General features: G+C 41.8%; 29 protein-coding genes and 2 pseudogenes. 3 read left to right on the top strand and 28 right to left on the bottom strand.

The window, feature by feature from the left end:
* Positions 1-193: 193 nt before the first annotated feature.
* The 13 genes and pseudogenes from MKY77_RS03410 to MKY77_RS03350 form a co-directional block, all read right to left on the bottom strand.
* Positions 194-409 (bottom strand): annotated as a pseudogene (locus tag MKY77_RS03410) (NUDIX domain-containing protein); the annotation flags it as partial.
* Between the two features lie 99 nt (positions 410-508).
* Entirely contained in the window at positions 509-1327 is an 819-nt protein-coding gene (locus tag MKY77_RS03405; protein WP_339148876.1) for an alpha/beta hydrolase, read from the bottom strand.
* Between the two features lie 146 nt (positions 1328-1473).
* Complete coding sequence (locus MKY77_RS03400) at positions 1474-1629, bottom strand: hypothetical protein (RefSeq protein WP_339148875.1); 156 nt, start codon at positions 1627-1629, stop codon at positions 1474-1476.
* 367 nt (positions 1630-1996) lie between these two features.
* Positions 1997-2131, bottom strand: coding sequence for a hypothetical protein (locus tag MKY77_RS03395; protein ID WP_339148873.1), 135 nt, complete (start codon positions 2129-2131; stop codon positions 1997-1999).
* A 274-nt stretch (positions 2132-2405) separates the two neighbouring features.
* A complete protein-coding gene (locus MKY77_RS03390) occupies positions 2406-3281 on the bottom strand; it encodes an alpha/beta hydrolase (RefSeq protein WP_339148871.1) in 876 nt (291 codons plus the stop codon).
* A gap of 1195 nt (positions 3282-4476) precedes the next feature.
* Positions 4477-5016: a flavodoxin family protein gene (locus MKY77_RS03385; protein WP_339148869.1), complete on the bottom strand. Its 540-nt coding sequence runs from the start codon at positions 5014-5016 to the stop codon at positions 4477-4479.
* Between the two features lie 324 nt (positions 5017-5340).
* Positions 5341-5496 carry a hypothetical protein gene (locus MKY77_RS03380; RefSeq protein WP_339148868.1) on the bottom strand — a complete coding sequence of 52 codons (156 nt, stop codon included), beginning with the start codon at positions 5494-5496 and terminating at the stop codon, positions 5341-5343.
* Between the two features lie 13 nt (positions 5497-5509).
* Entirely contained in the window at positions 5510-6316 is an 807-nt protein-coding gene (locus tag MKY77_RS03375; RefSeq protein WP_339148866.1) for a GNAT family N-acetyltransferase, read from the bottom strand.
* Positions 6304-6798, bottom strand: a complete 495-nt coding sequence (locus MKY77_RS03370; protein ID WP_339148865.1) for a DinB family protein — start codon at positions 6796-6798, stop codon at positions 6304-6306. Before MKY77_RS03370 ends, MKY77_RS03375 begins: the two co-directional genes overlap by 13 nt.
* A gap of 90 nt (positions 6799-6888) precedes the next feature.
* On the bottom strand, positions 6889-7401 hold the full coding sequence (locus tag MKY77_RS03365; RefSeq protein ID WP_339148864.1) for a hypothetical protein: 513 nt from the start codon (positions 7399-7401) through the stop codon (positions 6889-6891).
* Positions 7402-7581: 180 nt separating this feature from the next.
* Positions 7582-8262 carry an FAD-dependent oxidoreductase gene (locus MKY77_RS03360; RefSeq protein ID WP_339148863.1) on the bottom strand — a complete coding sequence of 227 codons (681 nt, stop codon included), beginning with the start codon at positions 8260-8262 and terminating at the stop codon, positions 7582-7584.
* Positions 8263-8276: 14 nt separating this feature from the next.
* Complete coding sequence (locus tag MKY77_RS03355) at positions 8277-8666, bottom strand: SRPBCC domain-containing protein (protein WP_339148861.1); 390 nt, start codon at positions 8664-8666, stop codon at positions 8277-8279.
* Between the two features lie 3 nt (positions 8667-8669).
* Entirely contained in the window at positions 8670-8990 is a 321-nt protein-coding gene (locus MKY77_RS03350) for a metalloregulator ArsR/SmtB family transcription factor (RefSeq protein WP_339148860.1), read from the bottom strand.
* Positions 8991-9475: 485 nt separating this feature from the next.
* On the opposite strand from MKY77_RS03350, the gene ptsG reads away from it, so the two are divergent.
* On the top strand, positions 9476-11533 hold the full coding sequence (ptsG, locus tag MKY77_RS03345; protein ID WP_342515646.1) for a glucose-specific PTS transporter subunit IIBC: 2058 nt from the start codon (positions 9476-9478) through the stop codon (positions 11531-11533).
* A 111-nt stretch (positions 11534-11644) separates the two neighbouring features.
* Here ptsG and MKY77_RS03340 read toward each other — a convergent pair whose 3' ends face one another.
* Positions 11645-12469, bottom strand: a complete 825-nt coding sequence (locus MKY77_RS03340) for a manganese catalase family protein (RefSeq protein ID WP_339148858.1) — start codon at positions 12467-12469, stop codon at positions 11645-11647.
* A gap of 114 nt (positions 12470-12583) precedes the next feature.
* On the opposite strand from MKY77_RS03340, the pseudogene MKY77_RS03335 reads away from it, so the two are divergent.
* Together MKY77_RS03335 and MKY77_RS03330 are read left to right on the top strand one after the other, a co-directional pair.
* Positions 12584-12935 (top strand): annotated as a pseudogene (locus MKY77_RS03335) (DUF2200 domain-containing protein).
* A gap of 115 nt (positions 12936-13050) precedes the next feature.
* Positions 13051-13323, top strand: a complete 273-nt coding sequence (locus tag MKY77_RS03330; protein WP_339148857.1) for a hypothetical protein — start codon at positions 13051-13053, stop codon at positions 13321-13323.
* A 381-nt stretch (positions 13324-13704) separates the two neighbouring features.
* On the opposite strand, the gene MKY77_RS03325 is transcribed toward MKY77_RS03330, so the two are convergent.
* The 14 genes from MKY77_RS03325 to MKY77_RS03260 all read right to left on the bottom strand — a co-directional run bounded on the left by MKY77_RS03325 (position 13705) and on the right by MKY77_RS03260 (position 22877).
* Complete coding sequence (locus tag MKY77_RS03325) at positions 13705-14010, bottom strand: DUF4190 domain-containing protein (RefSeq protein WP_339148856.1); 306 nt, start codon at positions 14008-14010, stop codon at positions 13705-13707.
* Positions 14011-14278: 268 nt separating this feature from the next.
* Positions 14279-14563, bottom strand: coding sequence for a hypothetical protein (locus MKY77_RS03320; protein WP_339148854.1), 285 nt, complete (start codon positions 14561-14563; stop codon positions 14279-14281).
* Positions 14564-14578: 15 nt separating this feature from the next.
* Entirely contained in the window at positions 14579-14899 is a 321-nt protein-coding gene (locus tag MKY77_RS03315; protein WP_339148852.1) for a hypothetical protein, read from the bottom strand.
* Between the two features lie 3 nt (positions 14900-14902).
* Complete coding sequence (locus tag MKY77_RS03310) at positions 14903-15259, bottom strand: hypothetical protein (protein ID WP_342515645.1); 357 nt, start codon at positions 15257-15259, stop codon at positions 14903-14905.
* Positions 15260-15383: 124 nt separating this feature from the next.
* Positions 15384-15656 (bottom strand): hypothetical protein, encoded by a 273-nt coding sequence (locus MKY77_RS03305; RefSeq protein WP_339148850.1) that lies wholly within the window; start codon positions 15654-15656, stop codon positions 15384-15386.
* 22 nt (positions 15657-15678) lie between these two features.
* A complete protein-coding gene (locus tag MKY77_RS03300) occupies positions 15679-15819 on the bottom strand; it encodes a hypothetical protein (RefSeq protein WP_339148849.1) in 141 nt (46 codons plus the stop codon).
* Between the two features lie 3 nt (positions 15820-15822).
* Positions 15823-16719 (bottom strand): ABC transporter permease subunit, encoded by an 897-nt coding sequence (locus MKY77_RS03295; RefSeq protein ID WP_339148848.1) that lies wholly within the window; start codon positions 16717-16719, stop codon positions 15823-15825.
* Positions 16720-16722: 3 nt separating this feature from the next.
* Positions 16723-17661, bottom strand: coding sequence for an ABC transporter permease (locus MKY77_RS03290; RefSeq protein WP_339148847.1), 939 nt, complete (start codon positions 17659-17661; stop codon positions 16723-16725).
* 223 nt (positions 17662-17884) lie between these two features.
* On the bottom strand, positions 17885-18118 hold the full coding sequence (locus MKY77_RS03285; protein WP_339148846.1) for a hypothetical protein: 234 nt from the start codon (positions 18116-18118) through the stop codon (positions 17885-17887).
* A gap of 389 nt (positions 18119-18507) precedes the next feature.
* A complete protein-coding gene (locus MKY77_RS03280; protein WP_342515391.1) occupies positions 18508-19785 on the bottom strand; it encodes an IS110 family transposase in 1278 nt (425 codons plus the stop codon).
* A gap of 515 nt (positions 19786-20300) precedes the next feature.
* Positions 20301-20783: a GNAT family N-acetyltransferase gene (locus MKY77_RS03275; RefSeq protein ID WP_339148845.1), complete on the bottom strand. Its 483-nt coding sequence runs from the start codon at positions 20781-20783 to the stop codon at positions 20301-20303.
* Positions 20784-20787: 4 nt separating this feature from the next.
* Positions 20788-21549: an SDR family oxidoreductase gene (locus MKY77_RS03270; RefSeq protein WP_339148844.1), complete on the bottom strand. Its 762-nt coding sequence runs from the start codon at positions 21547-21549 to the stop codon at positions 20788-20790.
* Between the two features lie 288 nt (positions 21550-21837).
* A complete protein-coding gene (locus MKY77_RS03265) occupies positions 21838-22350 on the bottom strand; it encodes an AAA family ATPase (RefSeq protein WP_339148843.1) in 513 nt (170 codons plus the stop codon).
* 2 nt (positions 22351-22352) lie between these two features.
* Entirely contained in the window at positions 22353-22877 is a 525-nt protein-coding gene (locus MKY77_RS03260; RefSeq protein ID WP_339148842.1) for a YcxB family protein, read from the bottom strand.
* Positions 22878-23032 lie beyond the last annotated feature (155 nt).

Raw genomic sequence — 23032 nt, 5'->3', positions numbered from 1 at the left:
GAGGTTTCCTACAGCCCCAAAAGCCCTAACCCACCTTAACGATACCATTCTTTCTGATAGTTCAGTTGCAGGCGATCCCCAAAGGCGAAGGCAAATTCTATAAAAGCAGACCCTTTAGCAGTGATGATTGTGTCATCGACAACCACTGGGAGGTTCGTGAAATTCCCTTCGTTAAACGTCCCTAGAACCCCCCTCCGATTTCCAAACCCGTTTCCTCTAAAACCTCACGTCTGCCAGCTTCCTCCGTTGATTCCCCTAATTCCATAAACCCGCCAGGAACACCCCAAACTCCATCCCTACGTTTTTGCAACAAAATTTCCCCTTCATTGTTTATCACTGCCACTGCAGTTCCCACTAATATCAGCGGTTGGTGGCCAACAACGTTTCGTAGATTTTCTATGTAGCTCATAGGATTACCTCCATTTTGTGTGAATGTGGGTCAAGGAACCTGTCCCTACGACCACTTGAAGACCGTGCTTCTCCTTTTTTAGTGCACGAAAGTTCTTCATCAACAGGCAGTTACGTTTGGATCGTCGCTACCCTCTAAGCTGTTCACCCATTCACGAATGAGGAATTGGACGCTATTTCTCTTTTCAATATGTAAGAGGTGGCCTGCTTGCAGCAGGACAAACGTTGAATTTGGCATGCACTCAATAAGCTCGTAGTAGTCCTTGTAACCACAAATGGAATCTAATTTTCCAGCAATAATTAACGATGTGCCAGTATACTGTTCTGCTAATGGGGATTTGTTGAAGAAGTACCCAGAATCTCTCCAACTAGAAGTTAAAAATTCTATGTCAGCAAGTAGGCGTCCCGGTTGAACTTCTTCTAAAAATGTTTGTAAATTTCCACTAGATTGATAAACCATCAGTGTTTCAAATGCAGTTCGGACCTCTGGCTCTACTTTTGCCAGTGATATATCTTCCCGACCATAAACCGCCTTCTCAGGTACATTCCGATTTTTCTTGTGAACGGCAGGTGCCAGTAAGCATAGCCCTGAAAGTTGAGGACATACCAGCCCTTGGGCAATATAGCCACCAAAGGAATGCCCAATACAGGAAAATTGCTTCGTTCCAACCACCTTCATAATAAACGTAAACAGCAACTCCCGGACCTCTTCTGATGATTTAATTCCTTTACACACACTTTGTCCATGCCAAGGAAGGTCAACGTAGATCCTTTGAAACCCTTCCTTAGCTGCAAAAATAGGCTCTATCCACTTTTTCATAGCGTGATGGTCAGTCCCCATAGCATGCAAAATAAGCACTGGGTATCCGTCACCTTCAATATGATAAAATAGCTTGTCATTGTTTGATTGAAAAAACATTCTTTAAAGCACCTTTCCCTTTATAAACATACAATAGCCCCCTCGAGACAAATCTTCTCGCAACTTGTCGTGGTCTAACATCTAAGGAAGGAATTTCACCAATCTCCACCCACATAGGCTCATAGGTCCCCCGATTCCTCGTCAAATCAGTAAAACTCTTCTCCCATACCAGTTCCTACTTCCCCTTCCAATACTTCTGCTAGGAAAAAATATTGAACGCCATTATATTCAACTTGTTCGAAGCATTCTTTAACTAGGATTTTCACACCTAACTCCTCAAACACTTCTCTTTTTGTAGCCATCTCCGGAGTTTCCCCGGCTTCTATCCCACCAACAGGGAAAAAAAGTATAGATACAAAAATGCAAAATAAATAAAAATCGTACCTATAAACGGTTTCGATATACTTGGTATCTCCAATTTTATATCCCCTTTTGGTGGTGGTATTTCATTTAATTTGCTTTATTATCTGCTGACTGAAAAAACTCAACAACAACCCAACTAAAATAGGTAATAACGCAATCTCAGTAGACGAAGGGGATACTTTGAAAATAAGAAAGTTGATATCAGCTAAAAATCCAATCAAATACAGTAAAATCATCGATCCGAAAGCAATTGTTAATGGTACCCAAAAGGTTTTTCCCACTTTTTCATCCCTCCGTTTCCCCATGTTATCTCCGATTGTTATTCTCCTTTAATAGCTCGATAATCTGTTCATTTTGACTTTCTATATTTCTTAATGACTTTTCAACTGCTATGGACGAAATGAACACCACAAGCAATATGCCGATTCCAACAATTAACATTCTTATTGCTCCTATCTACCTTAAAATCATTATCTTTTTAACAAACTTGCCTGGCTCACAGTAATCTTGCCCTACTGTCTTGTTCAGCCGAAATTATTCTATACCTTTTATACGTATATACTGGAAATATGTTTCATTATTAATAAGGGGCATAGCACGGAATAAAACAGTAAGGCATTCTTTCTTCCCTTACTATTTTAAATATCTTTTCATCCACATTAGCGTTATCACCCATCCAACTTCTCCTCTTTCTTACCTGCATAAAATCCTGCCTTCACCATCGCAATTGCCGCAGCCTCATCGCCCCCCCAGACAGACCCTCAAACATAGAAATCATCTCTTCAAACTTTTCTTTTTCCTCCACAAACGGGTAGTGATTGCTTTCTTCAAAAACCACTAACATAGAATGAGGAAGACTTTTATGTATTTCTTCCGAAAAAACAAGCGGACACTGTGCGTCATACCTGCCACAATAAACAACCGTGGGCACGGTGACACTTTCTAGCTCTTGTAAAATATCAAAACGCGGCAAATCATGATAGGAGAAATAATCCAACCTTCTCGGCACGACCTTGCCACTACTTGGTTTTACAAAATATTCCCCCCTATTACTCGGGTTGTATAAGGACATATCTGTCCACTCCATACCCGCTTGTCGTCTTTCATCCATTGATGACTCTTTAGAATTCAAGGTTTGCAAAATCTCCTTTATCCTCTTATTCAACGGGCTTGTAGGACTGTACATGCTCTGCTCATGCTCCATATATTTATTGGAGGCAGTAGCTCCCCCGACCATTAATTTAGTTAGCGATTTGGGAAAAAGCGTCGCATACACCAACCCAAGCATCCCTCCGGTAGAATGACCACCAAACGCCCAACATTCATAACCAAGGGCTTCTCGGATTGCTTCAAGATCTTTAACGCTCTCTTTCATGCTAAGTTCCTCATCCTCTTTTACACGAATAGAATTACCCGTGTCCTTCAAATTAATTAAAATCACTGTAAAATGCGGAAGGAACATATCTGCAAAATAATTACCAAGCTCATTGAATTCACTGTACAGATGGGTAACAGCAATCGGATCTCCTTGTCCTTGAACAAAATATTCAAAGCTACCTCTTTCGGTCTCTACTAGATTCCTTTTCCACATAGGAACACCTCTTCTACTACGCAATTGTTTTGTTAAACTCTCTTGTAGTACTTTATTTTCCATTTATCTTCAACCAATCTTTTATCGTTAAAATACGAGTTACTTCTTTGGTATATTGAGTTACAACGAACTAATCAAACCAGTCTCCCTAAAAACTTCTCTAATACCCCCACTGATTTTTCATAGATTTGTTGATTGAATTTCTTTGTCAGTCTTATCCATACCAATAAAATTACTAAAGAAACTGCTACGGTTATGCCTGCCAATGCAAAACTAATATGAATGCCGGAGTCTATAGGAACAAACAAAACGAATGTCGATATAAGTATTACGAAGGTACAAATCAATAAAGCTCTCTTTTCGATTTTGTACTTTTTCTTATTAACCCAATGAACACCTATTCCTAGAAATTTCAAATAACAAATTGTAATAATTGCCGGGAGAACCCAAAGATATGAATCCATTTGCCTTGGCCCCTTTATTTTGCCTTTTAAAATAATTCTTCCTCATACATATGGCTAAGCTACACCTCTATTCGCTAAGCAACATTCATCTACTAATATTTTCTATTTACCACGACAAAAACCCTTCTCTTTTCATTGTTTTGTATGATAATTGATTTTCTTGGTAGGATTAATATGGAAGATTATAATGAATTGGTAGGGTCACTTACGAAGTTCAAATGCAGATATTTGGGGAAAATATTTCTTACAGTTCTTCTTACTACTTTTATAAGTACCTGGATTATTATCGGTTTATTTTCCTGGAGAGTTATCCTTCAGAAGAATTTTTAACTACTGTGGTATTCACGATGTCATATTTAGTACCGATTATGCATGTTATCACACTAGTACTATCTTTCATTTTACCTTTAATAGGGGACACCCTGACAAAGTCATTCCCCAATAAAACTACTGCCCTTTTAATCAAGCTGTTACTTTCCATTGTTCCTATAAGTATTCCTCTTTTATGGACGGGGAACAGTTCCATTTACCTGATACCATTGATCATCTTATTTTTGGGGGAGATTGCATTAGAAAAGTTAACGTCATTGCGCTATCTTGGATTTGCTACTCTAGCTTGTTATATGGTGCACTTGTTACTTGTCCTATGCACGTTTGGGTTGATTGTTTTAGTTATATCTAGCGGAGAAAAAAGGAGTGGGAATCAACAGACATCCCACTCCCTTATGATTTTAACCAAGCTCATTTCGAAGTTCTGCTGCTTGATACAGCGCCACTTTATCTTCATGAATGTCTCCTGGTTGGTTTCCCTTTCCAATGATATACCCCTTGAACTCAACTCCCATGAATTCAAATATGTATTTGAATTGTTGGATCATTGGCAAGCCTTTGATTGCAGGAAAATCTCCTCCTACTGCAATGACGTATGCGCCTTTTGTAGACATTCTTTTTTTGAAGTCAGGGAATTTAGCATCCCGCATTGAGTGGGACCAGCGATCGATGAAATTTTTCATCGTCCCCGACATACTGTACCAATAGATCGGAGTCGCAAAAATCAATGTGTCATGATCCAGAATACGCTCCATGATGGCGTTATAATCATCGGTTCTATTTTGAAACCCCTGGGCATCGTGGCGCATATCGATGATCGGCAGGATGTTGTGGTTTTTCAAGTATATCTCTTCTACCTCAATCCCCTGGATGGCGTGTTTTGTTAGAGTTTCTGTATTTCCTTGCTCCCGGGTTCCCCCATAAATAACGGCTATGGACATAATAAATCCCTTCCTTTCACTTCTGATATGTACATTTTATACTGAAGATGGGGCTAGGACATAGGAAAAGGGATTATTTAATTGATAAGACTTAATATATACGGTGATTGATATTCGTAGAGCTTCTTGCCTCGGGGAACTTACTGAACTTCTTGGATATATCCACCCTTAACTACCCACCCATGAGGATCATATATCATGTTTTCATTTTTATAAGCCACTTTGAGTAAGATAAATGCCAATCGACACTTATCAATTCTGCGTTTCAAAGGTTGCTCCTTTCCTAATCAAAACTACTCTGCGTAACTTCACTTTCAAGCAACTCTATATAAATAAATTCCTTACCCATAAGATCTCATACAACAAAGCTGTTCCACCTGCAATGAGTAACCCAATCATCATAAAGCCATAAATAAATCCTTTTCCCATTGCCATGATGTCTAAGAAAAATCCCTTAATTGAATCAATGATTGCTTGCATGAAAGCCTCCTACTTAAAATTTCTCCCAAACTGCATTCGTATAAGCCACCTTGAGCCCCGCCCGTTCCATGTTTTTCTGGCTCACACTGCAAAAAGCCGCTTGCCCTATAATGTATTGGCAACCTTCATCAATCGCAGTTTGGATGCGCTTTTGTAGCAAAGCTGTGTGAACACCTTTGTTTCTAAAGTCAGGTATGGTTGCCGAAGCAGCCAATGTTGCTACGCCATTTTTTCTAAACAGTACCGCTATCCCGGCTGGCTCCCTATCAACAAGCGCGAGGTAAAAAGTCCAGTTTTTGCTCTCTGCAAGTACCCTGTTGTTGGCGGTCACAAAGTCTTTGAACGCATTGGGCATCCCGAAACCTTTCGTGTAAAGTTCTCCAAAAATATCGAAATCCTCAAGACTGATTTCTTCTATTTGAATGGTGTTACCTCCACCAAATCTAGGCAACTCATCCAAATTGCGATAAAGAGCCGTATGAAAGCCACTTTGAAAAAAGCCCATTGCACTGAGCTTCCGGAAGAGATTTGTAGAGGCATTGCCTGGTGTCACCTCGAACCTAGCTGAAATCCCTCTACTAGAATAAAATTCTACTATTTCTTCTAGATCATCTATATTCTCTTCGCTGATCCCCTTCACCGTGTTGAATGATGGACCCGGGATGTTTTTGACCGAGAAAGCAACTGCATTTCCAAATCGTTTCAGCTCCACGCCCATCGCATTATCGTGAAGTCCTCGTACTCTCATCAATCTATCTTCAAGCACATCGATATCTGACTGTCCCACTATTTCCAAATGAGTTTTTGTTAAGATGGACATGTATTTGCCTCCGGCGCAATTAAATCCGTATCAGGTGGGGTATAGCCTAACTGTCGTCCTATTTTGACAATCTGCCCTTTATGGTGGAATTCGTGAGTGGTGGTGTGGGTGAAAAGCCAGAGTGTACTGAAGTCAGAGGTTTCACCGCTCTTGAAAGTATATGGAATGGTGTGCTCCCAATTGCCTTGATACTTCAGTAAAAATTCTTCGACAAGCTCGTCTGTTTGTCGGAAAAGCTCCCTCATATCGTGGACGTTTTTTATAGCGAGTGGATCTGTTTTGCCGATTGATTTTCCAAGACCATGCGTACCAAGCCAAAAATGGTAGCAGGTCGCTATATGTACGTGAAGGTTTCGTATTGAGTCCCCGCCGAAGCTTTCCATTTCCTTTACATAGTCGGAGTGAGACATCCCCTCACAATATTGGAATAACGTCTCCCTTGTCCGTCTGATCCAATCGTACTGACTTTGAAATAACTCCATTTTCCCATCTCCTTACTCTTTAATGAAGGAATATTCCGTCTTTAATTAATAGTATCATATAAGTAAGGATATGGTAATAATTTCTATAGTTTATTGAATGATGGAATTTGCGACTTTCACAAGTGACACTTCTTTTACATAGGGCCTAGAAAGTGCCCGTATATATTCAATCATGTAATGATTTCCTTCATATTCAAAAGCAAGCTTTGAAATAGAAGCATGCTCTTTTCCTTCAACGTATGAACCGTTAATGCCATTTTTAAGTGGAACATGCTTCGATATTGTTTGAGGAAAATCTTCATGCTCATCTCCCCCGACCCAGACCACCATAACATCCATATTACTTGAGTCAACATATTCCAGCTGTAATTTCCCTTTGTAGTATCCTCTCTCATTATACCTACCAAAAGAGTGCGTCGGCTTGAAGGGGATGGATTCGGGTGTCTCTGTGTCTAGACTGGTATTCTTTTCATATTGAACTGTAGCTTTTTCGACTGTGGTGAAGCCTGAACTTGTGTAATTAGAAGTAATAGAATCGGTTTCCGTGTTTAGGGGCTGAACTGGCATCGTTAAAAGCAGGCCTACCAAAAGTAGTTTTGACATTTGAGTGGCTCCATTCCATTTCGTTTTTTGATAGTTTGGATTTGATGGTGGCCTGGTATTCGTCTTTCTTTTAACGGGATGATCAAAAAACAAAAAAGGCAAATATAGAGCATATCTCCATACTTGCCTTAGGCTAAATTTTTTCATACTCCACTAAAACGGGGCACCGTGCCTGTCCCCTCAACCCACAAAAACATCTTTCTTGATATTACGTTTGGCTATATTGTTACTCTTCAAGTGCTCGACTACCATGTTTACTGCGTCCTTTGAACCTGCAACAAAATATTGACCATTTTCTTTGTGTTTTTCCGTGAATGCATTTAATTCCTGCAACAACTGTTCTTTTGTCGTGATAAAGTCAACATCAACGTTCTTGAAATCTTCTTTATAGATGTGCATATTATCACTATCGAGATAAAGGAGTTTAACTTGCTTCCCTATATTTTCCCCCTCTATTTGCTTAATAATTGCTCGAAATGGGGTTATGCCGATATCTGCTGCTATGAAGAGTGCAGGGCTCTCTTCTTTTAGATAAAAAGAGCCTACCGGTCCACTCATGCTGATTTTCATTCCTGGTTCTAATTCCAGTAACGCACGCTTGAATTCACTTGTGGTATCGCCAATTTGGGTAGTGACCCTTACCACACCCTCACTTGGAATGGAGGAGATTGTAAAAGGCTTTGTTCCATTTTTTACTTTCTTGTGGGTAATCGTCAATAGCCCGTGCTGGCCCGATTTCCATGTAAGGTCTTGATCCTTTTCAAATAAAAAGGAATAGACCTTTTCTGATTCTTTTACTTTTTCAATAAAAACAAGTTCACTTTTCTTGAAAATAGAAAGTGCATCTTTAAAAAAACTCATGTAAGTATCCCCTTTCATCCCTCTTTTAAGATTTCGGTCAACCCTTCTATCATCATTGTCCAACCATATTTCGCCCCAAAGTAAGCTTGGTTCTCTTCTTCAAACCCTGTATGTTCCAAATGGAGGTGAGTTGTATCGCCATCTTCTTTTAAAGTCCAGGTTACAATCGTATCAATGGGACCGCCAACCCATGTGTATGATAATTTATGAGGCTTGTCCACCTCTAAAACTTCACTATTAACAACCAATCCAATTTCTTTATTTTGAAACTGACACTTGTACCCTACAATTGGTCTGAAGTTGTTCTCCATCACCCATTGTGCCAGTGTCTCTGAATGGGTTAAAGCATTCCAAACCTTGTCGATAGGGCTTTTAAATTGATAATCTAATGATAAGTTGGCCATATTTTATTCCTCCAATAACTTCTTTAGTTTCATTGCACTTTCATTCCAGAACTGCTCATAGAACGCAAGCCAGTCCTGTACTTCTTTCAAAGGGGCCGGGTTAAGGCGGTATCTTGTTTCTCTTCCTATTTTCCGATTTGTGACTAAATCGGCTGCTTTCAGCACAGTCAAATGTTTAGATACGGCAGTACGGCCCATATCAAAGTGTGGCGTGAGTTCGTAGAGCGGCAGTTCCTCTGACTCTGCTAACAACCGGATAATCTTTCTTCTTGTTGGATCTGCGATAGCCACGTACACATCCTTTTCTTGTAGGGCAAGATTCAAGATTCTCCCTCCTTTCAAACAAATAGGACACCAAATAGTGTCTTTATTATATGACACTATTTGGTGTCCAGTCAACTGGATATATTGTGTAAGAAAACGGGGATGGATATTTAAACAAAGAAGCGATAAGAGAAATACCCAACAGCAGTACAGGTTACCATTCTTGTTTTATTTATAATTCCATCCTGATTAAAGAAAAATCCCTATAAATTGCGCCATAAATCTATAAATAATGTTGCGATGTCCATGCGAAGACCCTCCCTCCCCAAATTTAAATACCTATATATGTGGATATTAGTAAAATTTATAAGGTTTCATTTGAAGTTCGTGCCAAAACAAGTTTTTGGTCTTTCGGAACAGACACGTTGCCCCAAATGGGTCACCGTGTCTGTCCCCTCAACCAGTCTCCTCCTTTTTTGTTTAAAACCGCTCAATTAGGGGAAATTAAAACCACTTTGACTAATACATATTTAGGAGGTTGTTCTGTGAAGAGATTGTTTGGTGTGTTGCAGAAGGTCGGGAAAGCGTTGATGCTTCCTGTCGCGCTTTTGCCTGCTGCGGGTATTTTGCTTGCGTTTGGGAATGCGTTGAAGGAGGAGAATTTGCTGGAGCTGATGCCGTTCCTTGGGGCGGGTTGGATCCAGATGGTAGCGAATATCATGGATGCTGCCGGGGGGATTGTGTTTGATAACCTCCCAGTGCTCTTTGCCGTTGGGGTTGCAGTTGGACTAGCCGGTGGTGAAGGGGTTGCCGCGCTTGCCGCCATCATCGGGTACCTGATCATGAATGCGACGATGGGTGTCGTGCTTGGGGTCGATGACGGAATGCTGGAAGACCCGGCATACGCGAATGTACTTGGAATCAACACGCTTCAGAGTGGGGTGTTCGGCGGAGTAATCGTCGGTATCCTCGCGGCATTCATGTATAATAAGTATTTCAATATTGAATTACCGTCTTACCTTGGGTTCTTTGCCGGTAAGCGATTCGTTCCGATTGTAACAGCTGCTTCGGCAGTTGCGCTCGGAATTCTCATGTCCTTTGTATGGCCGCCAATCCAAGGTGGATTGAACACACTTTCCGAAAGTATGATCAACACAAACCTGACGGTGTCTGCCTTTATTTTCGGTGTGATTGAACGAGCCTTGATTCCATTCGGACTGCATCATATTTTCTACTCACCGTTCTGGTTTGAGTTCGGATCCTATACGACGGAAGCCGGGAATATTGTCCGTGGGGACCAGGCCATGTTCTTTGCGCAGTTGCGTGATGGTGTCGAGCCGACTGCCGGTACATTCATGACAGGTAAGTTCCCGTTCATGATGTTCGGACTACCTGCTGCAGCGCTTGCCATTTATCACACAGCACGCCCGGAGAAAAAGAAAGTGGTCGGCGGAATCATGGCATCTGCTGCCCTAACTTCCTTCCTGACAGGAATCACAGAACCTATTGAATTTTCCTTCCTGTTTGTCGCACCTGTTCTGTTTGCGATTCACACGGTGTTTGCGGGGCTATCTTTTATGGTCATGCATATCTTAGATGTAAAAATCGGGATGACCTTCTCTGGTGGGGTCATCGATTACCTTCTGTTCGGGGTTGTGCCTAACCGGACTGCTTGGTGGTTGGTGATACCGGTGGGGCTTGTATTCTCGGTCATTTACTACTTCGGTTTCCGTTTCGCTATCCAAAAATTCAACCTTGCCACACCTGGTCGTGAAGATGTGGACGAGGATGAGGATGGAGCCTCCACTTCTACTGCCGGTGATCTTCCGCATGATGTGTTAGAGGCAATGGGAGGAAAGCAGAACATCTCCCACCTTGATGCATGTATAACAAGGCTTCGTGTATCGGTAAATGAAATTTCGATGGTTGATAAGGCTCGTCTGAAAAAGCTTGGTGCTTCTGGTGTCCTGGAAGTCGGAAACAACATCCAAGCCATTTTCGGACCAAAATCAGACACCTTAAAATCTCAGATGAAAGACATTATGGATGGTAAAACGCCTCGTCCTGCTAAAACGGACGCCAACAAAGAAGTCGAGCAGCAGATTGAAGAGATTAATCCAGATGCGATGCAGACCAAATCGACAGAAGGCGGATTTATCGCTCCGATCAAGGGGGAAATAAAACCACTCGATGATGTGCCAGATCAAGTCTTCTCCGGAAAAATGATGGGGGACGGCTTTGCCATCGAGCCTTCAGAAGGACTTGTCGTCTCCCCTGTTGACGGAAAAATCGTGAACCTATTCCCGACCAAGCATGCAATTGGGATTGAGTCGAACGAGGGGCACGAAATCCTGATCCACGTCGGTATTGATACAGTGAACTTGAAAGGCGAAGGATTCGAAGCTTTGGTTGCCCAAGGAGATTCCGTGACGAAGGGGCAAGAGCTCCTAAAGTTTGATATGGACTTCATCGGTAAGAATGCTCCTTCGTTGATAACACCAATCGTGTTCACCAACCTTAAGGACGATGAAAAGGTGAAGCTGAATAAGCAAGGTGAAGTTTCATTGAAGGAAGAAGGAATTGTAGAGATATCCAAAGGATAAAATAAAGTGACGTTTCGATCATAATCTGTGGATCGAAACGTTCCTTATTGTTTATTTTCGTAAGGCCTGTATCTCTTACGTATTTTGTACATGGCTAGATAAAAAGCCTATTTATTTTACCGATGGTGGAGTATTATGAAAGGCTGGTGGTGCAGGATTCAATAAAGGCTTGCTTCCCCAGGCACCTGGCATGCTTAAGTATTGGAAGTTGGCCAATCCATCTGGCGCCGGGCCACTTGCCCATTTCCCTTTGCTGCTCTGTTCACCCTCTGATAAAGCTATAAATGTATGAGAAACTTCCGATTTTTCCTTGGAAGTAGGGAATGTACTTGGAACAATGACGCCTTCTTGTGCTTCAAGCTCATGAATAGCTGCCAACCATTGGTTTTGATGCATTCTATCCCTGGCAATAAGGAATGACAACATGTCTCTTACTCCTGGGTCCGTCGTTTGTTCATATAGTCTTACTGCCTGCAGGCGTCCCTGCGTTTCAGCATTTAGGTTTGCCCTGAAATCAGCCAGCAAATTCCCACTTGCAATAACATATCCGGCATTCCATGGCACCCCGACACTATTGACCGGTAACGCGCCAAGGCCTGATACGATTGCATACTGCGGGTTCATCCCACCCATGATCGCTGCCATGACTGGATTTTGGGCCGCTTCCTCTTGCGCTTTTACCGGTGCCCCATCTAGTAGCCTTGCAATCATTGTCGCAAGCATCTCAATATGGGCAAGCTCCTCCGTACCAGTGTCCATCAACAAATCCCGGTACTTATCGTGCCTTCTTGCTCCCCAGCCTTGAAAGAGATATTGAACAGCAACGGAAATCTCCCCGAATTGCCCACCCAAAATCTCCTGTAATCTTGTGGCAAATATGGGATCGGGCTTATCCGGTTTGGCTTCATATTGTAATTCTTTTATGTGAAAAAACAAAACATCTCCACCCTTCCTTAATCTTCACATGTTATATATACTGGCGATGGTTTGTACATCATTCTCAATTTTCCATGCTACAATAAAAGAAAAACCTTTAAGGGAGGATATAAAATGGAAAAGCATCGTATCTACACTATGAGTTTCGCAGGTGTCTACCCTCACTATGTATCAAAGGCAGAGAGAAAAGGACGCACCAAAGCAGAAGTGGATGAGATCATCCGTTGGCTGACGGGCTATAGCCAGGAAGAGTTTAGAAATGGTACTGGAAAAGAAAACAGATTTTGAAACTTTCTTTGCGGAAGCTCCCACAATGAATGCTTCACGATCCTTGATTAAAGGCGTTGTTTGCGGTGTCCGAGTGGAAAACATTGAAGAACCAACCATGCGTGAAATTCGTTATTTGGATAAATTGATTGATGAATTAGCCAAGGGAAAAGCGATGGAGAAGATATTGCGGGCTTAGGAAACTGGCCACTTTACCCACCCGTTTGTGTAAGAAAATGAAAAACACTGATTTCGTAAGAATCGGTGTTTTTGTTCAGTCCACAGCATACTATTATGGAACAAGGGGGGACTTTATGCAAAAGAGCACTATAATGGGGACACTATTCTTCCTATTATCCGCCATTCCTTTGGTCGCCTTTATGACTTCATGGGGGTCTGCATTAATTGAACTGTTCAACAAAGTGACTATCTTTATTCCCATAGTTTGTGGTTTAGTAGGTTTAATTGTAAGTATAGTTGGAGTAAAAGGCTGGCAGAAGGGTTGGCTGATTGCGGCAAACTTACTTAGTATTTGTGGATGGGTATTATTACTATTTGTAGCGATTTTCGGTTTTCAAGCACCATAGATTTCGACAAGAAGACATGGAAATTCTCCAATTAGGAAAAGGATGTTTTTCCACCATACCTTTTTCAAAAGTTAATTAAGATTTTTTCGCTGAACCCCTTGTCACTCAAGGGGCTATTATTTTGTTCAACAAACGTTTGTTTAAAAAATTCTATTCCAGGATAAATGTTTCCCGGGAAATTTGTCGCTTTAATACGAAAAATGATAGGTTTGTGAATTATACCACTACACCTTTTTTAAAAGTTAATCTTTTAAATATATTTTCCTCCTTACTGCCCCATAGCTTTGAACTTTTCTTAATCCAACGTTTGTTTAAAAATTACTATTTTAGAATGCAGAAAAGGACAACCCATTTTCCAATAAGGGCTGTCCTTTTCCATTGTTAGCTCAAGTCCATGATGAAGTCTGTCGATTGAAAGAATAACAAACTAACGAGGATAATGATGAGTGGCAGCAGCATACCTAGAATGCTACATATTAATCCTGCCTTGGCATATCCTCGCCCTATTTGATCGGTTTTCTGGATTTCATTAAGTCCAATCAGAGCGAGGACAAAACCCGGAACCGCAAAGAGCATGCTCAAAAAACTGATGACGCAACATAATATTGATAAGATACCAAGAATTAAAGAAAGAATAGCGTTACTATTTAGCTTTCCCGTCTCAGAATGTGGAACAGAACTATTCATTTTCGTCACCTACCATTCTAATTCAGTGAATGTTAGAAGATTTACACTCTAACTGCATTATAGCCATCCTTAGCTACAACACGCCACTACTTTTCTTATACCCTCTTCCCTAATCCAAATCTCTCCATCTCTAATTTCATCATTTATATTGGCTTGATTTAGACGTTCAATCTGGTTATCTGTTTTTTCTGTCCAGTAAATAGTACTGCAAGCAGATATGGTTATAAGTAAATCAAGAAAGGCACTAAGACAGGCACCTTGACCCACATTAACTGACCCACAACTGTGTGATTGCCATAAATAAAAACAAAACCCCTAGAAAAAAATCAGTCAAATAGACCTTCTTTTCATCTCTGTGATAGTGCGATTCTACACCATTCATGACATTCATTAGTCCCACTACAATAAAGGCATACCCTAAATACACCCCATTAAAATCATCCCTATACCCTAGTATCAAAAGAGCAATCATCCCTATAAAGAATATTATCCTAACTGCCGCTACCGGCTTCGAACTTTTCTTACGTTTTACTTTTTCAAAAAACAATCCCATCTAGTACAACTCCTATTAGCTTCTATCTCTGATTAAGTAAAGCAAGATATTTAAAGCACTGACCCCAAGTATGAACATGAACAAAATCATTCCCACACTATCCCCTGTAAGATTTAGTTCATCGGCCACTATGGCACTGAAGAATAGCACTTGACCGGCAACCACCACATTTATAAGGGAAATGATCAGCACAGTTAAAGTTGATAGTCTCATAGCTTTCCATTTGGGTACGACAATGATTATAAAAAGTAAGATTGATGACACTAATACTGTATATAGAATAGGTCTCAGCAAAGCAAATGCTCCTGCTATTTCAAATGTGGAATAAGTATACACTAGTCAGTCCTCCGTTTTCATATAGGAAAGAGCTCGCTTTACGACAACAGCGAAATAGAGGAAAAGGGTATAAGTGGTGACTCCTGCGAAATAAAAAGGTAGTTTTTCTACTGTGTTTGATGTGTGAGGAACTCCATGTGCCTCGTTATACCAGGCCAGATCTTTGTTGCAGTACCATATTGCGAGATATGTAAGTAATAAAAAGATAAACGCAAGGGAGACCTTACGATGAAAAGTGACCCTCTTAAGGCTTATTTTCATGGCTAGTTTTATAGATGTAAGGTTCCCGGGGTCTTCACTGATTTTATTAAAAGGAATGATAAAGTACAGCATCAACCCTCCCCATATTATAGAACTCACTATCCATTCCATCACTTTATGATGGCCCCTTTCCTCCCGCTATTACTATTAACTAAACGAAATGGATAAGGGAAAAGTTCCATGTTTAAATGGATGAAAAAAAGTGCTTTCTGTGCTAAGAACCTTAAAAACTACATCCACTCACCAATAAAGCAAACATGAATCCCACAACCATAATAATCAAGGATGCTTTCGCAAAATTCTTCAAGTTTACGTTATGATCACCAAAAGCCAAAACAAGCAAAACAATTATATTTATGAGAGGGATAGCTATAAGGAGCAAGACGACAATCCAGGTACCGATCGTTACTCCACTATTATCCCAGTCATGTCGCGTAGGACTGGTCCCATGGTTTATGTGATTTGATTGCTGATAGTGATAGTCATTGTAATCCATTGCCCTCCTCCTTTTCACGGGTTCAATTAAACAATTCCAACCACCATGGATAATCGAACAGTTCAAGATACTCTTCTTCACTCGGATTGGTCCCCGCCGCAAGCAGCGATAATGCGAAAATCAGGAGCCAAATACTATGGAATACCACAAGAAATTTCTTCATCCATCACACCCCAAAACGACTAAAGTGCCTTCTCAATCCTTCCCCTAAAATATTGAACGTCAAAATAACATACATAATGGCAAACGCTGCTGCTGCCGGAATCCACACGGCCGTATAGATATCTTTACGGGCATCTCCCAAAATAGTCGGCCAGTTGAAGCTTGTATTCACCAACTGGAACATTCCTCCCGGTGGAACCTCTACAAATTGCATCGTAATAAAAATCGAGAAAATCCCGAGCTGACCGATAATTAAAGCAACTCTACCAATATCAAAGCAATAATTAACAAGCATGGTCGGGAGCAGTGTAGGCAGGTAGTGGTTTTTGGCAAGGCCGAAATTTGTGACACCCACAGTGCGAGCTGCATCTATATACGGTTTATTTTTCACATGGATCAATTGATCCCTGGTGGTCACCCCAACGCGCCCCACTTCCACCAATGCTATGCTGAAAATGACAATCCAGAACCTATTTTCGGCATAAATTAAAAGTGGCAGGTTGAAGGCAAGAATGGCAAAGAAAATCACAGGCATGCTGGAGAAAATCTGATCCCACACATTGAGAACGTTTGAGATGAACCGACCTCCTAATGATGCAATCGCACCAAGCATTACTCCCACAAGATAACGGATGGTGGTGATCAAGAAAATGAGTAACAATGTATCCTTGGCCCCCATGACGAGAAGACTCACCATGTTTCTGCCTTCATGATCAGAGCCAAGCGGGAAGTCCGCGGATGGAGCAAAGGGTGCTTTCTCGAGACCACCTGACTCTGGGAATATCAAACGCTTTTCCTCTAGTCCCTCTTTCACATATGGAAAATAGGAGCCAAATGCAGCCACCAGGATTAACAGCAATAGAAAAAGTCCACCGGTCCATAGCGCTTTGTTTTTCAACATCCCTTATTCCCCCTTTTGGCTGAGTCTTGTCAGCAGAATCATTTTTACAATATGGACGATAAGCACGGTCGCAATGAAACAGAGGGCATAACCAAAGACTAGTCCCGCTTCAATAGAGGTAGTGCCAAACCCGACCGTCTCCTGCCTTCCTCCTAGCGCCACAAACATCCTATTACCTGCCCCGGCGTAGCCAGTCAAGTACTCCACCATCAACATGTTTGATATGACAACCATCATGATGGTCGGCAGGTGGGCAATCAAATCAAGTGCACTATTCCTTATAATATGACGGTTTATCACCTGTTTGACTTTAAACCCTTTAGCAAAAGCCGTGCGGATATAGTCCTGTCCATCTTGATTTAAAAGCGACACACAGGTCATCCGTGCAACATACATAGTCGGATAGATGGAAACGAGTAAGGCTGGCGCGGCAAAGCTGTACCAGTTCCGATTACTGAAAATCAGTCCCATCGGTAAATAATAGAACGCTAGATAAAATGCGATAATCACGATGAAAAAGTCAGGTATGGACTGGAAAAGCCAAGTTGTCCCGTTCCCAAGCAGGTTCTTTTTTGTATATGTATTGCGATAATCAAAAATCCCCTTTAATACTCCAAAAATAATACTGACCACAAATCCGATGACAATGATAAGCAAACTTTTTGGATAATAGCGGACTAGTTCTTTTTCCACGGAAGTCTGTGAAAACATGGTTTCGCCAAGACTCTTGTGCTCCCAAATATGCTGAAAGAATTGGGTGATGTTTGTTCGGTATACTTCAAAGAAAAGAGAAAGCTGAAAACCTGGAAATGCCCCGTCTTCTAAATTCATGGGAATTTCCCCATAGTACCCTCCTCTTGGGAAAAAAATGAGCAGGATGGTAAAGAGCAAAGCCAAAAAAACGGAAATAGACAATTTGAGTGATTCTTTTTTTAAATCCATTGGATCCCCCTAAAAAATTTTTAACATTCAGTCTTTTTTCTCTGCGATATAGTATTTGTCATCCAGCTCGTATAGGATGTTGCTGTTGTTCTCGGTGTATTTTGATAGAGTGGTGTCCCGGGCGGTAGGGAATTGCTATCTAGATGCTTTTCAATATAGTTTTTTTCCACAATATCACCCAAGCATTTGACGGTTGGTATGTATGGAAGGTTGCAAGGGGCTATTAATCTGAGGTTCTTTTCCTTCTATACAAGCTGGCAATCAAAGCCACTATCACAGCGATAAGAAGTTTTAGAGGAAAATTTGCTTTCAATCCTTGCCCCACATACCCTTTGGCCATTTGAAAAGCCGTTGCTTCAGGGACCCAGTCAATTACATATCCAATACCCAACATACTAGGTAAGGATAATGATAGGTAGACAACGATGGTGAGAATAAGAAAACTCTTCCAAACCAATCCGCTTCCTCCCTCTATAAATATTGATATATCAACGGTTTGACCCGTTGGTGGGATGTCAAAAAAATATTTTTCGACATACTCCCTAACAGATATTAATAAATTTGTGATTCTCTTACATTTGGTGGGTACGCTACGCGGTCACTACTGGGTAATGATGGTAAAGTAGTGATCATTGGATATACGATGCACAATGGATCTCTGCGTAGCTTATGATGACGTACCCTCCCATGTCTCTGGGCATCAGTGTGCCTACATTCCTTCGTTCGGTCTAGTCATAAGGCAGAGGCTAGCGAAGCTCCTTTAGGGACTCGAGGTCGAATGGAAAAAATAGTGCCAGCTTCTCCGTGTCATCCTGTTGTCTAGGTCTTTAAAGGGGATGCAGGACTTTACATAGCCTCTGCGAGACTAGGAATATCCCTCATCATTCGCTTTGCGTCAAACGCTTTGTGCTTCGTGCTGATTCCATGGAGAACTTTTAAGAGTTTTCCGCATAGGACCACGATGGATTGCTTCTTGCGTAACGGATTATCCTTACGGTTTGTGTAGTAATCATGGAGCCTTTTAAAAGCTTCATTATGGCGAATCATCGGCATCATCACTCGGAATAGGAGGGAACGAAGCTTTCTTCTGCCCCTTTTGGAGATTCGCTTTTGTCCTTTGTGCTGGCCGGAGGAATTTTCCCGTAATGTCAATCCCGCGAGTTTGATTAGTTGGCGTGGATCTTCATAGTGAGAAAAGCTTCCGATTTCAGCTAGTAAATCGACAATCGTGGTATCTCCAAGTCCAGGAACCGTTGAGAGCCATTCGTATTCTACTGATGTTTGGATAAGTTCAACCAGGTGCTGCGTAATGCTTTCAATCTCTTGTTCTAACTGGTGGTAACGGCGAACGAGTGTGGCAATTTCCATACGGGCCATCTCCCGTCCTTCTGTTACCCCGATCGAGTCTGAAGCGAGTTCTATCAGTCGTATGGCTTTCGGCCTTTGGGGGGATTTGAGCCCCTCGACCTTACGGTAAAGTGCCAATACTTCATCCGGTTGTTTCTGATGAAGATCGGCCGGAAATGGTGTGCACTCCAGGACAGCCATTGCCATCTTTCCGAATGTCGGAAAGACCTGGGTGAACTCAGGAAAATAGCGATCCAGCCAGCGAATGACCATGTTTTTGACGGCACCCAGTTCCTCTGTCAACTTGCTTCTGAACGTTGAACCCACACGGAGTTCAGCCTCCACATCCTTTAGGATACGAGGATAACTGAAGCGTCCATCTTTAATCAGGCGAGCGATAACTAACGCATCTTTACGGTCATGTTTGGTTGGCAAGTTGTCATCCAATTCTTTTGACCGCTTAACGTGCATAGGATTGGTCATCACCAGGGGAATGCCTCGTTCCTCAAGGAAATAGGCTAGATTAAGCCAGTAATGGCCGGTAGGTTCAATCCCGACAATGACCTCCGTCTTTTCGTATTCTTTCATGGCAGCCAAAATACGCTCGTAAAAACGATCAAAACCGTCGCTAGACTGTAATACCGAAAAAGATTTTTGAAGCACACGCCCACGGTCATCGACAAAGCAGGCGAAGTGTTTCCGCTTTGCAATATCGATTCCGACTACAAGTGTATTTTCGGTGACTTGATTTATCTTCTGATTTTGTTTAAAATCCATGTTGGAGTCCTCCTTGGTTACCTAAGTTAGGGGTCAATTCGGTGCACGATTTGACACCCCGTATCATACCAAGAGGGCTCTTTTTTGTTCAAGTCCCCGAAAATCCTTCTAACAGGAATGCTCCTTTATGCTCCAATATTCTATCACCAATTATTTCAAAATAGTTCGGATTACTCAATTACTTTTTGAAAATTTTGTTAAAAATAAGTTGGATATTGTTTACAATTTGTCACATTTAAAGCAAGTGTTGTTTGAGCGCATGTTAAAGCGCCCCAGATTTATGGGGCGCACATTCTATAGATTAGTTAGGTTATTACCTGTAACAGTTTATCTCCGTTACAGGAGCTTCGCTTTCCGCGGGCAGTCCGGAAGCCTCCTCGGGCTGCGCCCTGCGGGGTCTTCCATGTCCTTTCCTCCCGCAGGAGTCTGCGCTCCTTTCACTGCGATCAACTAGAACTATTACTCCAAATGACTCTGTCTACCCCAGATTTATGGGGCGCTTTTCAAACTTTACTTTATTTCATCTCCAACAACACCAGCTCAAACATCACCATATCCACTGCCTGAATTCCATCCTCAAAAATGGGTTCCGGATACTTCAAGAAAAAGTCTTTCCTGATTTCGGCCATCCTGAATCCAGCCTTCTGATAGAATGCGATATTGGCAATGCTGGAGTTAGCGGTGCCTACAATCATTTTATGGAAGCCTTCCACACGATATAGTTCACAGGCCAATGCTATTACCCTTTTACCAAGTCCGCGCCCGCGAAATTGCGGATCCAATGCAATGTTTTTCAGCTCGACCACACCTTCGGATTCTTCCATAAACAACGCTACACCCGCTACCGAACCACTATCATCAATAATCGCGAACATTTCACCGTCCGCGATATACTCTTTCACCACACTCTCGCTCTCATCCGCTAAAAGCAAGTACGGTAAAAACTCCGAACGATTTGCGCTTTTAACCAATTGCAATTGTACACTCAACTCTCTCACACCACTACCTCCTAAATCCGCCTTCAGAATGGATGATCTGTCCTGTCACCCATTCGGCCTCTTCGCTGACAAGGAACTTGATAGTCCGAGCAACGTCACTCGGCAAACCTACCCTGCCGGAAGGAAACATGCCAGATAGACCAGACTTGACTTCCTCTGTCATCCACCCCGTATCAGTCGGACCAGGATTAATGGCATTGACAGTAATCCCAAGCTTAGCCACTTCTGCTGCCAAGGTGATGGTCATGGCATCAATTGCGCCTTTAGTTGTTGCATACGAAAGCTCGCCAGGCATTGGCCTTTGGAACTGTCCAGATGTCAGGTTGACAATACGCCCACCGCTCCCAAGGTTGAACTGCTGAGCAAACCTGCTACTTAGCAAAGTGGTAGCCCGGATGTTTACAAAATAATGTTTATCCAAGTCCTCTGCTGTAATGGTGCTATAATCATCGTTGGTTGAATAGGTCGCGTTATTGATTAAAATGCTTGGCTGACCAAGATCCTCTCTCACTTTTTGAAACAATTGTTCTGGAGCTTCCGGGCTTGTTAGATCAAGCTCCATCATGTTCACCGGAACACCGAAACCCTCCAGCTCCTCTTTTAAAAGAGTCTGTTCATTGGCATTAGACCCCCACGGCATCTCTTCATCATAAGGCGTCCAGTACGTAAAAAAGATAGGGTGCCCCGCTTTTGCAAGCTCTCTGCAGACGGCAGCTCCTATTCCCTTTGAACGGCTTGCGCCAGTTACGATTGCTATTCTATTCATAAAATGACCCTCCTAGTGTTAGGGCATATTCATTTGTGGTCGAAAGAGATGTTTTTTCTCCACAAAAAAACAGGTGCACCAAAGGCACCTGTTTCCAGTGGGGTATCGACTCCACAACATGTGTATCCCTTTAATGAAATGATTTGACGGACAGACTAATCCCTTGGTCGGAACCGCTGACTCTATCCAATTACTCTGTTTTCATTAAAGGTTTTTCCACATTGTTAGGCTTTCGATTCCCCTTCCGTCCATCTCTTTTCTTTATGGTAAGAATTTCAAAGGAATCTGTCAAGGATAATAATGTGTACTATTGCCTGCAATTTCTTCTATGATGACTTTCGGATCTTTATTGGTCGTGTCATATAGATGGAGAGCGTTTTCCTTTTTATTTTCCAGCTGATGGAGAAGCTCCAAGGATCGAGGAATCATGTTGGTGTCTCCCCGTCTGGTTATTCGCTCAACAAGCACTTCCGGATCAGCAAGTAAGACATAGTAATGAAGCGAAATATCCAATCCTGTCTGTTGGAGTTCTTTGCAAAACCACTCCAATTCGTCTTCCACCACATAATCAATGACAACATCGTAGCCATTCAACAAAAAATTCTTGGTAAGGCTGCTTAAGTTCTGCCAGACAATGGAGAGCTTTTCTTCCCAAGGTGGCTGCACTTGGCCGACAAACAAGGCGCTAATCATGTCACCCTCAACTAGTACCGTTTTCTCTAATTTCCGTGCGAGCCCTTTTGTGATGGTCGATTTTCCAACACCACAGGGACCAGAAATGATATAGATGGACCTTGTCATACCTACACCGCTTCCTCTAACAATTTAACCTTCTGGGTCAATGCGTTGTTATGTATGATTTTTCTTAATTTGATCATCTCATGGTTGACCATAAAGTTTTTCGGTAATAGTACCGCCCTATTTTTGGATACATAGAACAGAAACATTTCCTTCTTTTCATTGATGGTAAGGACATCATTCCACTCCCAAAATGCTTCTGACTTATGACGCTTCTGCTGGATGCCATCTTCGCTGAACGCAAGAAAAATCTCGCCCATGATCTGCCTGTCGCTTTTATATTCCTTGGTCGCACGCAACTTGATTAATACAGAGATTAGTAGCATAGCAAAGCCTCCTAGTAACAAGGTTCCAATTAGTGAAACGAACCGATTTATATTAGCAACAAACCATAAACATAGAAAGAATGCTGTTAAGACAATAGGAAATGTATATTTATTTTCTTCATTTACATGATAAGCCATGTACTTTTGAAACATTTCTTTACTAATAACCCCACTTATGGAAACAGTTTCTTTCTTTTCTTCCAAAAAAAAATCACTCCTCTGTTTCAAGGATAACATGGATTACCATTTGCTTTAATGATTTTCCTGTAAAACCAAACGGGGCTACTCCATCGTCCCGTCATCAAAAAAACGTCTCTCGCATCTCGGACATACATAAGCGTAGGATAACTCGATTTCAC

This window comes from Sutcliffiella sp. FSL R7-0096, assembly GCF_038595065.1.
Lineage (GTDB): Bacteria > Bacillota > Bacilli > Bacillales > Bacillaceae_I > Sutcliffiella_A.
This window is presented reverse-complemented; position numbering and strand designations above follow the sequence as displayed.

Bases quoted from the DNA above. Each gene is read 5' to 3' on its own strand.
- MKY77_RS03405 (WP_339148876.1), bottom strand. From the start codon at position 1,327: ATGTTTTTTCAATCAAACAATGACAAGCTATTTTATCATATTGAAGGT.
- MKY77_RS03400 (WP_339148875.1), bottom strand. From the start codon at position 1,629: ATGGCTACAAAAAGAGAAGTGTTTGAGGAGTTAGGTGTGAAAATCCTA.
- MKY77_RS03395 (WP_339148873.1), bottom strand. From the start codon at position 2,131: ATGTTAATTGTTGGAATCGGCATATTGCTTGTGGTGTTCATTTCGTCC.
- MKY77_RS03390 (WP_339148871.1), bottom strand. From the start codon at position 3,281: ATGTGGAAAAGGAATCTAGTAGAGACCGAAAGAGGTAGCTTTGAATAT.
- MKY77_RS03385 (WP_339148869.1), bottom strand. From the start codon at position 5,016: ATGTCCATAGCCGTTATTTATGGGGGAACCCGGGAGCAAGGAAATACA.
- MKY77_RS03380 (WP_339148868.1), bottom strand. From the start codon at position 5,496: ATGCAAGCAATCATTGATTCAATTAAGGGATTTTTCTTAGACATCATG.
- MKY77_RS03375 (WP_339148866.1), bottom strand. From the start codon at position 6,316: ATGTCCATCTTAACAAAAACTCATTTGGAAATAGTGGGACAGTCAGAT.
- MKY77_RS03370 (WP_339148865.1), bottom strand. From the start codon at position 6,798: ATGGAGTTATTTCAAAGTCAGTACGATTGGATCAGACGGACAAGGGAG.
- MKY77_RS03365 (WP_339148864.1), bottom strand. From the start codon at position 7,401: ATGTCAAAACTACTTTTGGTAGGCCTGCTTTTAACGATGCCAGTTCAG.
- MKY77_RS03360 (WP_339148863.1), bottom strand. From the start codon at position 8,262: ATGAGTTTTTTTAAAGATGCACTTTCTATTTTCAAGAAAAGTGAACTT.
- MKY77_RS03355 (WP_339148861.1), bottom strand. From the start codon at position 8,666: ATGGCCAACTTATCATTAGATTATCAATTTAAAAGCCCTATCGACAAG.
- MKY77_RS03330 (WP_339148857.1), top strand. From the start codon at position 13,051: ATGCAAAAGAGCACTATAATGGGGACACTATTCTTCCTATTATCCGCC.
- MKY77_RS03325 (WP_339148856.1), bottom strand. From the start codon at position 14,010: ATGAATAGTTCTGTTCCACATTCTGAGACGGGAAAGCTAAATAGTAAC.
- MKY77_RS03320 (WP_339148854.1), bottom strand. From the start codon at position 14,563: ATGGGATTGTTTTTTGAAAAAGTAAAACGTAAGAAAAGTTCGAAGCCG.
- MKY77_RS03305 (WP_339148850.1), bottom strand. From the start codon at position 15,656: ATGGATTACAATGACTATCACTATCAGCAATCAAATCACATAAACCAT.
- MKY77_RS03300 (WP_339148849.1), bottom strand. From the start codon at position 15,819: ATGAAGAAATTTCTTGTGGTATTCCATAGTATTTGGCTCCTGATTTTC.
- MKY77_RS03295 (WP_339148848.1), bottom strand. From the start codon at position 16,719: ATGTTGAAAAACAAAGCGCTATGGACCGGTGGACTTTTTCTATTGCTG.
- MKY77_RS03290 (WP_339148847.1), bottom strand. From the start codon at position 17,661: ATGGATTTAAAAAAAGAATCACTCAAATTGTCTATTTCCGTTTTTTTG.
- MKY77_RS03280 (WP_342515391.1), bottom strand. From the start codon at position 19,785: ATGGATTTTAAACAAAATCAGAAGATAAATCAAGTCACCGAAAATACA.
- MKY77_RS03270 (WP_339148844.1), bottom strand. From the start codon at position 21,549: ATGAATAGAATAGCAATCGTAACTGGCGCAAGCCGTTCAAAGGGAATA.
- MKY77_RS03265 (WP_339148843.1), bottom strand. From the start codon at position 22,350: ATGACAAGGTCCATCTATATCATTTCTGGTCCCTGTGGTGTTGGAAAA.